Consider the following 15433-nt stretch of genomic DNA (forward strand, 5'->3'; position numbering starts at 1 on the left):
CGCCAGCTCTCTGCACCACACTCTCGCCGTCATACCCCACATCATACCATCCACCCCGCAACTCCCCTCACAACTATCTCTTAACTAGAAAGACTCTAAATCTGTTGCTTTGCAATAATTTACAGAAATCAATCTGATCTAGATGTGCATTAACTTTGAAAAAAGTATCACTGCAACTGATTACCGAAACATGTTGTCACTCAACACTATTCAAAACATGATTGGAAACGGGCTCACGCAGCCCCGTGAACCTCGCGCCGGCCCCACCCGCACAGGTCGTCGGCACCCACTGCCGGCGGATCACAGCCCCACAACATGACAGAACACCACGTCACAGCCCCATCACAGCCGAACGGCCCGCACCCCGGGGATCGGGTGCGGGCCGTGATCTGGCGGGTGGGATCAGGCCGTGAGGACCTTCCGAGGGTGCTCACCACGGCGGCGTCGAGCTTGTCAAAACGCCCCGAGATCGCCCCCCCCTCCTGATTCCGCTCAGCGCGCGGGGCACCCTTCACCGACTGCATGTGATGCGCCCACGTATTCACCGCCTGCACCACCCCGAACACCGTCCCCCGCCACAGGCCGGCGCGGGCATCGCTGCGGTACATCTCCACCAGCTCCTCCCGCACCCTGGTAGCGATGGTCCGCGCCCGCCCAGCCTGCTCGGGCATCGGGTGCCAGGCGTCCAGGAACTCACACCACTGCCGATCCCTCACCATCACCGAAAACAGGTGCCGCAGCGTCTCCGTGAACTCGTCAGCGGTCTCCTCCACCAAGCTCAGCGCCTGCCGCGCCTGCTCGATCCGCAAACCCGAATACCTGCTGTACCGACTTCACCTGTTGCCCCCGCGCCTGCCCCAGTGCGATCGCCATCGTGTTATCGCACACCGTCGCCGTCACCGTCCGCCCATACGTGGTCGCCAAACTCCCGTCCAACGACGTCGCCGCCAATAAATTCGGGCGATAGCAGAACCCCGTACGCCCGTCGTGCAGGGTCTCCGGAACCGACACCTCCACCCACGCCTGCCCACCCTGCCGCAACAACCCGGCCGAGGCGATCACCAGAGTGTCACCGAGAAGGTTCGACACCGCACCCAACAACCACTCCCGGTACTGATGCGGCTCATACCCCTCGGAAAACACCTTGAACACCCGCCGGGTGTCTCTACACGACACCGGACCCCCCGCGCCACCCGAAACGAATTGGAATACAACAAGATCGAGCTACTTCCTTCCAGCGAACGGGCAGCCGTTCGCTGTGATGTCTGCAATCAAATACCGGTCGCAGCCATGCCTCCATCTCTAGCTCCGCTGTACCGCGCTCTGGTCGACTCGAGTGGAGTGTGCAAAGTTGCCGACAACTGGGGTAGTCAACTACTCCTTCCCAGTCGCCCGCACAGCCCGATGCTTGTCCTGTTCACCCTTCCACCCAACGATCGTCGCCATGGCGGGCGGGCGCGACGCAGGGCCACACAGGGCGACACCAGCACTTCAATTCGAAAGCAGATGGTTGATATGAACACAACACCGAACTCCCACGCGGTGGTGATCGGCGCCGGCATCGGCGGACTCCTCGCCGCGCGGGTGCTCAGCGAAGGCTTCGGCCGGGTGACCGTTGTGGAACGCGACGGGTTGCCCGAGATCCCCGTCACGAGGCGCTGTGCGCCGCAGGCCCGTCACGCCCACGCGTTGACCGCACGAGGCCGAGTGGCCATGGAGGAGCTGTTCCCCGGATTCACCGCCAGCCTCCTAGAACTCGGGGCCCCGACTGGCGACGGCCAATCAGAGTTCCGGTGGGTCTTCGACGGACACCGCTGGGCCAAAAGCAAATCGGGAGTCCACCTGCTGCTCGCCAGCCGACCCCTGATCGAATGGCACCTCCGCAACCTCGTGCGCGCGCTACCCAACGTGAAATTCATCGACCACTGCGCCGCCACCGGCATCATCACCGACCCCCGACGTCATGCCGTCACCGGACTCGCCCTGAACGGCAAATCACACCAAACCGAAGACGCCACGATCGACGCCGATCTGATCGTCGACGCATCGGGTCGAAGCTCCAGCGGTCAGGGCTGGCTCGAACCCCTCGGTTATCCCCGGCCGGAGGAAGAGAAACTATCCATCCACCTCGCCTACGCCACCCGCCACTACCGGCGCGAACCAACCCACATCGACGGCGACCTCGGCATCGGTATCGGCGCCACCCCCACCCTCCCTCGCGGAGGACTCGCACTCGCGCAGGAAAACGGCACCTGGATCATCACCCTCGCCGGATACGGTGACGACGAACCGCCCTTGGATGCAGCGGGATTCGCCGCTTTTGCCGCATCCCTTCACACGCCCGACCTCGGTGACCTGATCTCGACAGCTGAACCGATTGACGACGGTGTCCGCTACCGCGTGCCCAGCACGGTACGCCGACATTTCAACCCCACCCAACTACCCACCGGATACATCCCCTTCGGCGACACCATCTGCAGCTTCAACCCCATCTACGGACAAGGAATGAGCGTCGCAGCCCTCGAAGCACTCACCCTGCGGCAATGCCTGCTTCCAGACCGCAACCGCGTGACCGACCGGTTCCTACGCGCCACCAGACCAACCCTCGACCACGCCTGGGACATGACCTGTAACAGCGACCTCCGCATGCCCTTCATCGAAGGCAAACGCACCGCACGAGCCAGGGCCGCCAATGCCTATGTCGCCCGCATCCACCGTGCCGCTATGACCGACCCCCGAGTCGGAACCGCATTCCTGCGTGTCATCAGCCTTCTCGACACCCCAACCTCGCTCATGACCCCGGCAATACTCAGCCGGGTGCTGTGGGCCAACCGGAAGTCCGACACCGGGCCGAACAAACCCATGCCTCGACCTACCGACGTCCGTCTGGACTGATGCCGAACCGGGAACCTATCACTGAGCGCTCCGATCGACGGAACGTTGCGCTGACCGCGTCGACGGGATTGGTCGCGGTCAGCGATCGGCGAATATCGCAGAGGGGCCGGCTGACCACACACGCGCCCAGCCGGCACGTCGCCGACGGGAACCTCGGTGATCATTATCAGACCAAGTGGTCGATTTTCCCGCCGGTTGGTGCATACGATGAGGTCATGGCGAGAGTCTGGCCATTGGTCAGGTGCGAGGAGGTACTGCGCCTGATCAATACCGCCGTGACCGGAGCCGGCGGTGACGGCGGAGTCGTGATCGCCGGACCTCCAGGGGTGGGCAAGAGCCGACTCGCCGACGACGCAATTGCCAACATCCGTCCCGGACGGTGGGTGCCACGATGGGCACGCGCCACCGCATCCGCACGAGCGCTCCCACAGATCGCCGAGAAACTGACCGTATCGGTCCGCGCCGTCGAGGGGCACCTCTACCGAGCCTCCCGCAAAACCGGTCTCACCGGTCGCGACGACCTCGGCGGCACCCTCACCGGAGACTGAACCGGCATGGGCGCGGGACATCCATCAACACCGGCTGACCGGTCCGTCACAGGGATCTGGCCACTGATTGGACGTACAGAGGAATTACGCCTGATCAACGCCGCTGTGACCGGAGCCAACGGTTACGGCGGAATCGTGATCGCGGGGAGTGCGGGCGTGGGTAAGAGTCGGCTCGCCCAAGAATCGATCCACCTGATCCGCTCGGGGCGATGGGTGTCGCGATGGGTAAGAGCGACGGCATCCGCACGGGCTCTGCCCCTTGGGGCCTTCGCCGAATGGACCGGCGACATCGCCGGCGCCCCGATGCTCGTCGTCCGCAACGTCATCAGTCACCTCACTGCGGCTGCACCTGGAACGAAGGTCGTGATTGGGGTCGACGACGCACATCTACTCGACGACCTGTCCGCATTTGTGGTCCTCCAGTTGGTCCAGCGACGGCTCGCCAAGGTCGTGGTGACAATCCGTACCGGCGAGCCTTGCCCGGATGCGGTCAATGCCCTGTGGAAAGAGAGGTACCTGCAGCGTCTGGAATTACAGCCGCTGTCACTGGTCGAAACCGAGACGCTACTACGCGAAGTCCTCGGCGGGTCTGTCGAATCCGAACTGGCAGCGCGTATGTGGAAGCTGACACGAGGCAATGTCTTGTACTTACGGCACGTGCTAGAACGGGAACTGACGGACGGGCGGATACGCGAGCGTTCCGGGCTGTGGAGATGGGCCGGTCACCCAGTGGTATCGGAAACCCTGGCCGAACTGATCGAACAACAGATCGGCCGCCTCCCGGCTCCCATCGGCGATGTGGTCGACGTCGTCTCACTCTCCGAGCCTCTTGAAACAACCACGCTGTGCCGGGTCACCGATCGAGAGGCAGCAGAGGAGGCTGAAAAGCGGGGGCTCATTGTCATTAGCGACAGCGAGGGAACCCTGAGCGCTCGCCTCGCCCACCCGTTATACGGAGAGGTTCGCCGTGCCCGGTGGGGACCGCTCCGATTGCAGCGACTGAGCGGCGAGATCGCGGTCGCGTTGACCGCTACCCCGGAAGTTGATTCCAGGGACACCGTCCGACGAGCGGCTCTCTGGCTGAATTCCGATCTAGTCGCGAATCCTGATCTGTACAGCCGGGCGGCGGCCGCCGCGATGACACTGTCCGACTTTCCGCTGGCCGAACGATTGGCGAACGAGAGCATCGCCGCCGGTGCTGGCATTGAACTGATCATGATCCGAGCGCATGCGTTGGCCGTGCTCAACCGCGCAGAGGAAGCAGAAGAAGTTCTGGCAGCCGCACCATCCACGCCGGCACTACCGAACGCAGACCTATCCCGCTTGGTGACGCTTCGGGCGATCATTCTGCTCTTTCCGCTGGGACGCCCCCAGGAATCGGCCAACGTTGTTACGACAGCACTGCACGACCTCGAGCCGTCAAAGCTGCAAAACCTTGCCCCGATCCGGTGTCTTCACCTTGCCATGTCGGCACAGCCAGGGCCCGCGATCACCACGATGGCGTCTGTCGACCGCACGATCCTGCCCGGTCTCCCCGCCATGATGGCCACGTGGGGTTTGATCATCGCGCTCGGAGACTGCGGCAGGGTGGCGGAGGCGGTACGTATTGCTGAAGCCGGATACAAACTCGCCGCACACGCTCCGGAAGTCACCTACCAGACAATCGCTCTCGCCGAATTTCACGTCGTCACGCTTCTCTTGGCCGGATACGTACATGAAGCGATGGGCGCGGCCGAGCGGACATTTCGAGAATGCAGCGACCTGCATGGTCGAATGCATTCGATGAGTACCGCGATCATGGGGATGGCGGTTTTGGGGACGGGTCGCGCAGCGCGCGCCACCAAATACCTCCGTGAAGGACTAGCTGATGAATACGAGGAGAGCGATTCGACCGGCTACTGGTACCGCTATTCGCTCGTCCTCATCCACGCACTCGCGCTGAGCGGCAACGGTCCGGCAGCCACGGAAGTACTCCAGGCCGCGACCTCCCGACGCCATCCGTCCTTCACGTTTGTCGAGTCCGAGCGCCTCCTCGCGGCGGCGTGGGTAGCTGCCGCCGAGGGCGCAATATCAACTGCAATCGATACGGCACGACAAGCCGCTGACTTTGCCGCACAACATGATCAGTTTCAGCGGGAGGTGGTCTGCCTGGATACCGCCACCCGCTTCGGAGACCCGACAACGGCCGAGCGGCTCCAAGTCCTCGCCGACTGGGTCGAAGGGCCACGAGCCACAGCCGCAGCCCGGCACGCCTCAGCGTTGGCCACTCGCGACCCGGTCGGTCTCAGTGACGCCTCTGACCGATTTGAGGAAATGGGCGACCTGCTGGCCGCCATGGACGCCGCCGCGCACGCCGCCACCGTTTACCGCCGCAGAGGCTGCAACGGATCCGCCCTGACCGCCACAGCCCGCGCCCAACGTCTCGCCGAAGCTTGCGGCGGCGCCGATACACCTGCCCTCCGCGAGGCCCAACAGCCATCGCCGCTGACCGGCCGGCAACGTGAGGTCATCACCCTCGCCGCCCAGGGACTGTCGAACAAGCAGATCGCCGAGAAAATGACCCTCTCCGTCCGCACCGTGGAAGGACACCTCCACCGTGCCGCCCAGAGAACCGGTGTCTCCGGCCGCGGAGACCTCGGCGCGATCATCACCGGCGATCAGCCCCCTCCCGATCGTGGTCACGAACTGGAGTAGCCAACTACGCCACCCCACCCTGCCCGGCGAACACATCCTGAATCCATGACTCCTCCACTCACGCCCCGCGAGCAGGCGCTACGGCGCCTGCCCCAGCCCTACTCCCTCGCGCTACGGCTACGCGACGCGGGCGTCGACGACGACCAGATGTGCACCTACCTCGACATCGACACCCACGCGCTCCCACCGCTCCTCGAGCTCGCCGACGCCAAACTCACCGCCGCACTCCGCACCACCCACCCCGTAACCGAACCGGAGGCACAACCATGAACAGCATCAAGACCGGACTGATGGAACCCGGCGTCCACCCCCGCTTCACCCCGGACCTGTTGTTGCGCAACACCCGCGCACACGCGATCGCCGGCGGCGCCGATTCGATGTGGATACCCGACCACCTCAACAGCCTCATACCCGCCTCGATCTGGAAACCCACATACACCGGCGTAGCCAAAATCATCCCGAGAGCAGACGCGTTCTACGAGCCCTGGACCACTCTCGGCTACCTCGCCGCCCACAACCGCCTCGCCCGCCTCCGGCTCGGTATCGGCGTCACCGACGCCGGCCGGCGCAACCCCGCCGTCACCGCCCAAGCCGCCGCCACCCTCCACCTACTCAGCCGCGGCCGCGCCATCCTCGGATTCGGGCCCGGCGAGCGCGAAGGCAACGAGCCCTACGGCGTCGACTGGTCCCAGCCGGTCGGACGGTTCGCCGAAGCCCTCGCCACCATCCGCGCCCTGTGGAACTCCGGCGGCACACCCGTCACCCGGGACTCGGAATTCTTCCCGCTCCGCGACGCCGTCTTCGACATCCCACCCCACAAAGGGACCCGGCCCCCGATCTGGGTCGCCGCACACGGACCGCGGATGCTCCGCATCACCGGCCGCCACGCCGACGCCTGGCTCCCCAGCTACGCCCAAACACCGAAGGAGTACGCCGAGAAACTCGACACCATCCGGGCCGCCGCGGACAACGCCGACCGCGACCCGAATGCCGTCCTCCCGGCCGCGTTCTTCTTCATCCTCACCGCCCGCACCAACGCCCAGGTCGACGAGATGATCAACTCCGTCCCCGCCCGGGTCTTCGCCCTGTGCGCTCCCGCCCACGTCTGGGCCCGCCACGGCGTCGAACACCCCCTCGGTCCCGACTTCACCGGCGCCCAGGACCTGCTCCCCCACACCATCGACGAGAGAACCGCCCTCGACTACGCACGGCGCGTCCCGCCGTCCCTCGTCAGCGAAGCCCTCCTCACCGGCACCCCCACCGACATCCTCGACAAACTCGCCCAATGGCGGGACAACGGCGCCCGCTACATCGTCCTCGGCAACATCAGCGTCTTCCACCCCCGCCTCAGCGTCGGCCTGACAGGATCATCGCTACCACTCGTCCAAATACTCCGCGGTACGAAACGGCTCTGACGGATCCGCGATGCCAGACGTACCACCGGACGAGCACCCTGGATGCGGTATTGGCGGGAAGACTACGAACCCATGGTGGCTCGAGCGTGCGACGGAGGTCAGCGCCGCCACCGCCGTCGATCCGCTGATTCAGGAGTACTGCGCCTGAGCCGGTCAGCAATTGACCGGGATGCTCGGTCGCCCCATCAGAGCTCATTCCGCGGATCTGATGTACCGGACACGCGAAAAACGAATTCCCCTCGGAACGACAACCCCCGACATCATCACCGTCGCCGAAACACTCGACGTCAACCTTGCGCAGATCACCGCAGCCGTTCGTCAATGGAGCTGACCGTTCCCGCGAAGGGTGCCAAGCCGATCTTCTTGTAGCGCACGCAATACTGCCGGATTCGCCCAGGGTCAGTTTCATCTTCCGGAGGGCCTCCGCCAGCTCAGGCGCCACCACGCCGTTATTATATTGGATGCCGTCTAATGCCGAATGGCTCAGTGCCGGTTAAGTGCACGGGCTCGGCTAGCTTCGGATTGAATGTGTGCAAGACCGGGAGAATCCCGAATCTCCGCGACGCGCAGATCTTGCGACTCAAGGTCGACAACCTCGCACTCAGCAGCGACTCACCCAGATCACCGGCACGATCGACGAACTCACCGACAACCGCGCACAAGCCATCGCCTGACTGACCGCCCAGCATAAGGAAATCACGCACCTACGTCAGTCGGCTGACGACGACACCAGAACGTCGGCCGCACACCCCCGCGGTGCGGGTCCTTTCACCGCCGCGAGACAAGGGAGTCGGAACCGAAACCATTTCTACGACCGTCAGATCCACACCACACAGTAGCCCGAAGAACTCGACCGGTGTCGCCGCCGCACGACAGCGCCGGGAATCGCGGACCCGCGTGGCGTTCCCTGGAAGACGGTCGACAACTCACGCACAACGAAGCCGAGCTCGGCGTACAGGGAGAAAGACCGGTAGTTGTACGCCGTCTGCACCAACCGAATGCCAGCGACGTCACGCCCCTCCGATCGCTGAAGCAGTGCATTCATCAATGCACGACCCGCCCCCACGTCCGGCACCGCCGGATCAACGGCGACGGGACCTATGCCGACGATCTTGTCACTATCGCGAAGCCACCATGAGCAGAACGGTTTCCCGCTCGACTGTTCCTCTTCGCCGCCGTGACCAGGTGCTCCGTTTCCAGCTCCTGCCACCCGTCAATCCGTGCATGCGGCTTTTCCCGCACACGGCGTACCGACGTCGTTCACCGCCGGCATGCGGCCTCTCTCCCGCCAAGCCTTGAAAGGCCTGGGAACGAAGACAGTTCACGTACCCTGCGACATCCGAAGCAGGCCCACAACCTGGCCCGAGCCACGGCCCCACCTCTGGATGCGGACAGACCTCCCATCCTTGTGGTCGGTGGCCTGCTCGACACCCGCTGGCGGCTCGAGCCCCTCTCGGACTGGTTCGACCTACTCCACTCTCGCCCCACCGTTGCAGTCGTTGATACCGATTCACCGTCGATGACTTGCGCACGGGGTACGACCTCGAGAGGGACGGCCCTCGACGAGAATCCCAAGCTCGCCCCACGGAACGCCTCGAACACACGGAACCCTCTGTCGCCCGCCGAAACAAGTTTCGCAGGAGACGAACCAACGGTCTAACCCATCAGCGCCTTCATCACTGAAAAGCGCTCGTACGCAACAATATGCGGTTTCCATGAGCACAACACCCACCCCTACGAGCAACGACCGGGCCACCCTTGCATATCCGTGTGTTCGTATATGCGGATACACGAATCTACGGATCGCAACACGCGGCCCTGCTCACGCGCGGCTTCGCAGATGGGGGGCCGCTACCACCACGTGCCGTCACTGCCACAGATGTAGCCGCTGTCGACGTCACCCGGAGCCGTGTATTCCTCGCCGATGACGTAGCCGTCCTCGTCGACGTATGTGGTGGTGCATGCCGAGGCGGCCTGGTCGGTGTGGGCGACGGGAGCAGCCTGGGCGCCCTGAGCAGCGCCGAACGCACCCAGAATCGGCACCGTGAGGACGGCGACACACATGAGGGACTTGCGAATGGCGATCATGAGGGCGGACTCTCCAGAGCGGGAAGCGGGAAGTTGCGATGACACGTACTACCCTGCCCACCTGCACCCCGGCTTTGAAGCAACCCCAGGGGTGACATTCGATCACCCCGTCCGCCGCCCTGTATGGCGTGGGGCAGCATAGCCAGTATTCGGGGGCATCCGCGCAGTTCGGCTCCTCGATCACTGGACCGGGTCGGAAGATCCGCGGCTACCCGGCTGGAGTAGAGCTGCGTTGCCGATCACCGATCCGCCGGTCACCGTGGAGATTCGTGCTTACTCCACGGCGCCTCTGCCCGGTGGAGACCATCGAGCAGATCCGCTCGTGGGCGACATCGCAGGCACATCGCACCTCCGGCGACAGCACAATGACGGGCGAACCCCACCAAGACGTCTGAGGCCTAGCTCGCCAGCCGATTTGGCTGTCAACGCTCCAGCTCACTCAACGGGCATCACTGCCCGGCGAAGAAAAGGTGTCGATACAGCGCGGCTCGGTCGACCCCAGCGGAATAAAGGCAAGAACGTGGGCACCTCAGACCCCCACTCGGATAGATCTGCACCACAACAGAATCACTCCGAATCACGTCACAAGAAGCAGCCCGAAGTCACGAGTTGAGCACAACGCCGCCGACCGATCCTGCGCCGAGGCACGGGATGGATCGGTCACTCGTGTCGTTACTCCTGTCTGGGTGAGGAACCGGAAATTCGTGCGCGAACAGCCGAAGGTCATGGGCAGCATGACCAGCCGTCTCCGACGGAGCGGGCAGCTCAAGCTGGGACAGCAACCGCCCCCGGGGCGGACATGAAGATGTCAGGGATATCGACCTCCCCGGCGGTGCCGTCGGCGAACTCCACAGGATGAGCCGGAGGCGTTCATCCCTTCTCGGGGTTGGTGCCTTCGGTTTTCTGTTTCGCGTGCCGCTCGTCGGTCATTCGCTTCTTCAGCTCCGGCGGGCGCGTTGCTTCGGTGCCTCTTCGACTTCACTCACGGATTGCTCATCAGCGGGGCGGTAATGGGCTCCTTGCACCAGAATCGCGGGATTCGCGACCAGCTCCGGCCGGCCCTTGCCGTCGGTGAAAAGCCCCATTACGCCCTCATTCCTTGGTGACATCTCGCCGCTGCACGATCATCCGCCGGGCGATGCTTCCGTCCGGGCGACGGTAGCGCCCCTCATCGGCCGAGACCACCTCAAAGCGCATCCCTCGCGGTAGCAGGTGGGGGTGTTCTGACGCAGGTAGGCACACGACGTGTCGACGATCGTCTCGCATTCGGCACTGGGATTCGATGCCGAATTGTCGGCGTCTGTGCGCCGACGATGGTGACGGGGCCAGTCGTCGGCCAGTCCGACGAAGGAAGAGACACCGGCAACCCGAATCGCGAAGTGCGTCTTGTCTGCGAGTGCCTTGCTGCGGTGCCGAATCTGTTCCAGAGTTCCTTCTCTGTATCCTCGAGACGAGCTTTTTCTCGGTCGTTGACTCTGGGCGATGGCCAATCGGGCAGCTCCAGCGGAGGCGATCGCGGCCGCGACGACAACTCCCAGCGGAGCCATGACACCGCTGAAACGTTGCGCTACCCACTCCTTGGCCATGCCGGTGCCCACAAGCACGAACAGCGCAATGCCCGCGGCAACTACCGCAACGAAGCGTGTCGCGACCTCAAGGCCGACAAGCCTGCGAGGGTTGTCCACAGGGGTGGGAGACTGCTCCGCGTGCATGCATTCATCGTCGAATCCAAACGCGGCGAGTACGCCCTATGCGCCGTGACCGTCGCCCCCGCGACCTCACGAGCCGCCGCAAGGAGATGAACGCACCCCGGCCGCCCGGGCATACGCGGATCCACATGTCGTCAGACGTCTCCGGAAGCTTGGGTGAGTCCTTGTCGGACTTTGAACCAATGAAGAACCTGTGATCGAATCATGCCGAATCCCGCGCCCTTCTCAGTTGGAAGATGCGCGGGATTCGACCTGTTCAGGACAACGGCGTGGAACAACTACCCTACTTTTTGTCTTCCTATCCGGGCATACGTCTCCGGACGACGCACTCGGTACACCGCGGCCAGAACTATTCCGGCCGCAAGAGTTGCCCACAGCGCGAACTGCAGCGCGATCGCTTCGGATATCGAACCGCCTGTCATCGACGTGAAGTGCGTGATCGCGAGATACAACACTATTCCCATGCTGATGGCGCTCAGACATGGTGCGATGAACATGCGGAACACGTGGCGTTCGGCAATGTCGGATCGGCCGAAGAATACGAAGGCACTGACGCCGGTGAGAAACATCAGTACGAGCACGGCGAAGCCGCCTGTGCCAGCAAGGCTTCCGTACACGTGTCCAGGCGGGGATCCTGCGAGCGCGAAACTGCCGAGTACCAGTAACAGAACCACCGTGACCGTGACCGAGCTGATGTACGGGGAGCCGTGCTTCGGGTGAATACTCCCGAGCCGAGAGGGCAAGACGTGGTCGACCCCCAACGAGTACGTGTAGCGCGAAAGGATGTTCTGCACCGACAGCAAGCAGGCGAAGATCGAGGTGCACAGCAGTACGCGGACAACATCTGTCGCTGTGTCACCCAAGTACGAGGTCACTGCGTTGGGGAACATCCCCGCGTAGTCCGCGATGGCGACGTCTCGAGCCTTGCTGGGTCCGTATGCCACGATCAGCAACCAGATACTGGCGAGGTAGAAGACACCGATGAACAACACGGCCCCGTAGGTCGCGCGGGGTACCGTTTTGTCGGGATTCTTGGTTTCTTCGCGGAAGATCGCGGTTGCTTCGAACCCGAGGAAGCACGTGGCTGCGAACAGGACTGCGATACCGATGTCGCCTGCAGCGAACCCGCTCAGCGAGAATGGCTCCAGTGAGATACCCTCCGGACCGCCATCTTTCAGCACTGCAGCATTGAAGACGAGAACAATCAGGATCTCCAGACCCATAACCACCGACAGAACCTTGGCGGACAGATCGATCCGAAAGTATCCGAGCACTCCGACCACCGCGACACACAGCAGCGAGTAGACATACCACGGAACCGTTGGACCGTGGAAGGTGTCGCCGACAAGGCTGGAGGCGACGGTGCCGAAGAACGCGACGGTACCCACCCCCATCGCGACGTACCCGAACATTGCCAGGAAGCTGGACCCGAGTCCGAGGTGTCGACCCAAGCCCGCGGTGATGTAGGCGTAGAAGGCACCGGGATTGGGCAGGTACTTTGTCATCGTTGTGTAGCCGACCGCAAAAAGCATCAACAAAACGACTGCGACCGCGAATGCGATCGGTGCGCTGCTGTTGTAGCTCAGTACGAACACCGCGAACGCAGCGACCACAGTGAGCGGCGCCGAGAATGCAAGCACCGTGAGCATCAACTCTACGACGCCAATCCGGCCTTGCAGCGTACGCGGAGGGTCGGTCGGTGCCGGTGCGGCGGCGGGCGGAATCAAGGGCGGAATGCTCGCCTGATCGGTCATTCGAGGTCCTTCATCTCGGCGCGACGGTAGCGCGCGAATGGGACAGAGGGAAGTTGCTTCGACTCTGACTGACAGCCCGCCGGCGTTTCAGCCGCCGAAGAGGCTTCTGATTAACTCCTGCTTAATCCAGCTGTCGGATGGATAGCTCGCATCCAAGCAGGCAAGAGGTCGAATCTCGCTAAGAAGACTTCTCACCTGCAGTAAACGACGCATAAGTGATGCGAGTCACCCAGTTCTGTACTGTAGATCACAATTAATCAACCTTCAATAGCCAACCGGGTTAATTTACGACAAGTTAATTTGCCTACTCTTTACGTTGTCGGTTCATCCAGGAACGCCCCTAGCGAGCCCGGGTCGGGCCCATCCGCCGATGAACACCCTCGCTCACAGCCCCCTCGTTGCGATCTCCAGTCGACGGGCTGCCGCCGGCACGGCGAGGGGTGAGTATTGCCCGCCGGAGCCGGCTGCTCCTACTTAACGTGTGTGAAATAAGTGAGTGTCAGGTTGGACATGCACGATTCGACGTTGCTCGACGTCGCCACCTAACGCCACCTGGGTCCTGTTTCCGGATAGCTGTTGCCTTGCCGTGTGAGCTGGGTTAAATTAATGATCATTAGAGACGAGGCCCGTGTGGCATCGGGAGGCCAACCAGATCGGCACTGCTATCGGAGATACATGCGGGCGACCGCCGGGTTGCCAACACGTCCGGTTCCCCCGTTTGGAGTCGACGCGGCACTGACTGCGCACCCCGGTCCCCCGCTTCGCGATGCCTCGATGGCAGCCGCCCCTGATACGGGTCGTCATGTCGTCAGCTCGCAGTCGGAACGAGGTTTTCAGATGTCGGTTACACAACGTGATCAGCAGCAGGACGCCAGCCTTTACCGCGATTCGGAAGGAATGAGGATGACCGAACTGGATCGGGCAGGCGAGACCACGCCCGCCGAAAAGCACGAGCGTGACGCGATGATTCGCAAAGCACTCGAGGGTGAGATCGTCGGGTGCGCCATGTATCGCGAGATGATCGTCCACACCCAGGGGGTGAACAAGGCCCCGCTCGAGCTGCTCTTCGAACTCGAGCGGGTCACCGCCGCGGCCCTCGAGCCGGTAGCGGCCCGATACGGGGTCGCTGTCGATCGTGATGCCGCCACCGCCGAAGGACTTCAACTCGCGTCGGAGCTCCTCGAGCAACCGTGGGAGACGATGTGGTCCAACATAACCGGACTCGCAGAGGACTATCTCGGCTATTTTCAGCGCCTGGCCACAGCGCTCGAAGGAACCGACAGCGCCGCGGCGGGGCGCCAAGCAGTCGAGCACGAGGAAGCGTTGATCGAGTTCGCCCGACGTGAGGTCGGCAAGGCGTCGGATCCGCACGGGCCGCTGCTCGATTACCTCTCGCGATACGCCGGCTAGTTTGCACCCACCGAGACAGACCGTTCCTAATCGGTTCGCGGGGAACTCGCAGCAGCACTACGACAAGGAAGAAGCAGTCAATGTCGGACAATAACTCACTGAACAGGCTTTCCGGCAAGACCGCGATCGTCACGGGAGCCGGACGTGGTATCGGCGCAGCGATCGCTCAGCGCCTCGCCAACGATGGCGCTCAGGTTCTCCTGACGGGACGTCAACGCGGACCACTGGAGGAGATCGAGAAGAAGATCAGCCACGCCGGCGGGAAAGCGAGAGTTGTCACCGGGGACATCTCCGTTCCGGCGGACGTCGACGCCATCGTCAGCGACGCGGTGCGGGCATGGGGGCGCGTCGATATTCTCGTCAACAACGCTGCGGTCTTCGATGAACCTCCCTTCATGGAGGTGTCGCCGGAGGCATTCCGGACGACATTCGACATCAACGTCCTTGGCACATTCCTGATGTCACAACGCGTCGCGAAGGAGATGATCGGCGCTCACAGCGGGTCGATCGTGCACATATCGTCGATCGACATCTTCGGCGCCGACGGGCCGGTAACGGCGTACACAGCAACGAAGGCGGCGGTCTCGAGCATGGCACGCACCATGACGATGGAACTTGCCCCACTCGGGATCCGGGTCAACACGGTAGCTCCCGGGTTCATCAACGCCGACATGCTCGTCAAGACTTCTACGCCCGCGGTGCTCGATCACATGATGAATGACTTCCAACGCGTCCCGCTCCGACGCCTGGTAGAACCCGAGGAGGTTGCCGCAGCCGTTGCGTTTCTGGCATCCGGTGATGCCTCGGCCATCACCGGTATCGATCTGGTCGTCGATGGCGGACTCACGGCCAATCTCTACGCGGTCGAGACACTACCGGAGCCGATGATTCCTCTCGGCGCGGGGGAATAGTTGCCCGAA

At 63.2% G+C, this 15433-nt stretch carries 13 protein-coding genes; 7 read left to right on the forward strand and 6 right to left on the reverse strand.

Annotation, left to right across the window (positions count from 1 at the left end):
* Window positions 1-233: 233 nt before the first annotated feature.
* Window positions 234-809: a DUF932 domain-containing protein gene (locus CA951_RS13375; protein ID WP_087557308.1), complete on the reverse strand. Its 576-nt coding sequence runs from the start codon at window positions 807-809 to the stop codon at window positions 234-236.
* Window positions 757-1152, reverse strand: a complete 396-nt coding sequence (locus CA951_RS13380; protein ID WP_179220189.1) for a DUF932 domain-containing protein — start codon at window positions 1150-1152, stop codon at window positions 757-759. The genes CA951_RS13375 and CA951_RS13380 overlap by 53 nt, the downstream gene beginning before the upstream one ends.
* A gap of 363 nt (window positions 1153-1515) precedes the next feature.
* On the opposite strand from CA951_RS13380, the gene CA951_RS13385 reads away from it, so the two are divergent.
* From CA951_RS13385 to CA951_RS13405, 5 genes are all read left to right on the forward strand, one after another.
* Window positions 1516-2895 (forward strand): NAD(P)/FAD-dependent oxidoreductase, encoded by a 1380-nt coding sequence (locus CA951_RS13385; RefSeq protein ID WP_256973548.1) that lies wholly within the window; start codon window positions 1516-1518, stop codon window positions 2893-2895.
* A 215-nt stretch (window positions 2896-3110) separates the two neighbouring features.
* Window positions 3111-3443 (forward strand): hypothetical protein, encoded by a 333-nt coding sequence (locus CA951_RS42760; protein ID WP_143543044.1) that lies wholly within the window; start codon window positions 3111-3113, stop codon window positions 3441-3443.
* A gap of 6 nt (window positions 3444-3449) precedes the next feature.
* On the forward strand, window positions 3450-6137 hold the full coding sequence (locus CA951_RS13395) for a LuxR C-terminal-related transcriptional regulator (RefSeq protein ID WP_087557312.1): 2688 nt from the start codon (window positions 3450-3452) through the stop codon (window positions 6135-6137).
* A gap of 45 nt (window positions 6138-6182) precedes the next feature.
* Window positions 6183-6407 carry a hypothetical protein gene (locus CA951_RS13400; protein ID WP_087557313.1) on the forward strand — a complete coding sequence of 75 codons (225 nt, stop codon included), beginning with the start codon at window positions 6183-6185 and terminating at the stop codon, window positions 6405-6407.
* Window positions 6404-7552, forward strand: coding sequence for an LLM class flavin-dependent oxidoreductase (locus CA951_RS13405; protein WP_087557314.1), 1149 nt, complete (start codon window positions 6404-6406; stop codon window positions 7550-7552). The genes CA951_RS13400 and CA951_RS13405 overlap by 4 nt, the downstream gene beginning before the upstream one ends.
* 817 nt (window positions 7553-8369) lie before the next feature.
* Here the strand turns inward: CA951_RS13405 and CA951_RS44905 are convergent.
* The 4 genes from CA951_RS44905 to CA951_RS13425 form a co-directional block, all read right to left on the reverse strand.
* Window positions 8370-8762 carry an N-acetyltransferase gene (locus CA951_RS44905; RefSeq protein ID WP_087557315.1) on the reverse strand — a complete coding sequence of 131 codons (393 nt, stop codon included), beginning with the start codon at window positions 8760-8762 and terminating at the stop codon, window positions 8370-8372.
* Window positions 8763-9403: 641 nt separating this feature from the next.
* A complete protein-coding gene (locus tag CA951_RS13415) occupies window positions 9404-9640 on the reverse strand; it encodes a hypothetical protein (RefSeq protein WP_087557316.1) in 237 nt (78 codons plus the stop codon).
* Window positions 9641-10578: 938 nt separating this feature from the next.
* Window positions 10579-10725, reverse strand: a complete 147-nt coding sequence (locus CA951_RS13420) for a hypothetical protein (protein ID WP_306300846.1) — start codon at window positions 10723-10725, stop codon at window positions 10579-10581.
* Between the two features lie 902 nt (window positions 10726-11627).
* Complete coding sequence (locus CA951_RS13425; protein WP_087557317.1) at window positions 11628-13103, reverse strand: APC family permease; 1476 nt, start codon at window positions 13101-13103, stop codon at window positions 11628-11630.
* 903 nt (window positions 13104-14006) lie between these two features.
* On the opposite strand from CA951_RS13425, the gene CA951_RS13430 reads away from it, so the two are divergent.
* Both CA951_RS13430 and CA951_RS13435 read left to right on the forward strand, forming a co-directional pair.
* Window positions 14007-14513, forward strand: a complete 507-nt coding sequence (locus CA951_RS13430) for a hypothetical protein (RefSeq protein WP_087557318.1) — start codon at window positions 14007-14009, stop codon at window positions 14511-14513.
* A gap of 80 nt (window positions 14514-14593) precedes the next feature.
* The gene (locus CA951_RS13435; RefSeq protein ID WP_087557319.1) at window positions 14594-15424 is read left to right on the forward strand and encodes an SDR family NAD(P)-dependent oxidoreductase; all 831 of its coding nucleotides are present in this window, start codon (window positions 14594-14596) and stop codon (window positions 15422-15424) included.
* The last annotated feature ends 9 nt before the right edge of the window (window positions 15425-15433 follow it).

The organism is Rhodococcus sp. NCIMB 12038, assembly GCF_002165735.1.
Lineage (GTDB): Bacteria > Actinomycetota > Actinomycetes > Mycobacteriales > Mycobacteriaceae > Rhodococcus_F.

Coding starts and splice junctions, on each gene's coding strand:
- CA951_RS13385 (WP_256973548.1), top strand. CDS start 1,516: ATGAACACAACACCGAACTCCCACGCGGTGGTGATCGGCGCCGGCATC.
- CA951_RS42760 (WP_143543044.1), top strand. CDS start 3,111: ATGGCGAGAGTCTGGCCATTGGTCAGGTGCGAGGAGGTACTGCGCCTG.
- CA951_RS13395 (WP_087557312.1), top strand. CDS start 3,450: ATGGGCGCGGGACATCCATCAACACCGGCTGACCGGTCCGTCACAGGG.
- CA951_RS13400 (WP_087557313.1), top strand. CDS start 6,183: ATGACTCCTCCACTCACGCCCCGCGAGCAGGCGCTACGGCGCCTGCCC.
- CA951_RS13405 (WP_087557314.1), top strand. CDS start 6,404: ATGAACAGCATCAAGACCGGACTGATGGAACCCGGCGTCCACCCCCGC.
- CA951_RS13415 (WP_087557316.1), bottom strand. CDS start 9,640: ATGATCGCCATTCGCAAGTCCCTCATGTGTGTCGCCGTCCTCACGGTG.
- CA951_RS13420 (WP_306300846.1), bottom strand. CDS start 10,725: ATGGGGCTTTTCACCGACGGCAAGGGCCGGCCGGAGCTGGTCGCGAAT.
- CA951_RS13425 (WP_087557317.1), bottom strand. CDS start 13,103: ATGACCGATCAGGCGAGCATTCCGCCCTTGATTCCGCCCGCCGCCGCA.
- CA951_RS13430 (WP_087557318.1), top strand. CDS start 14,007: ATGACCGAACTGGATCGGGCAGGCGAGACCACGCCCGCCGAAAAGCAC.
- CA951_RS13435 (WP_087557319.1), top strand. CDS start 14,594: ATGTCGGACAATAACTCACTGAACAGGCTTTCCGGCAAGACCGCGATC.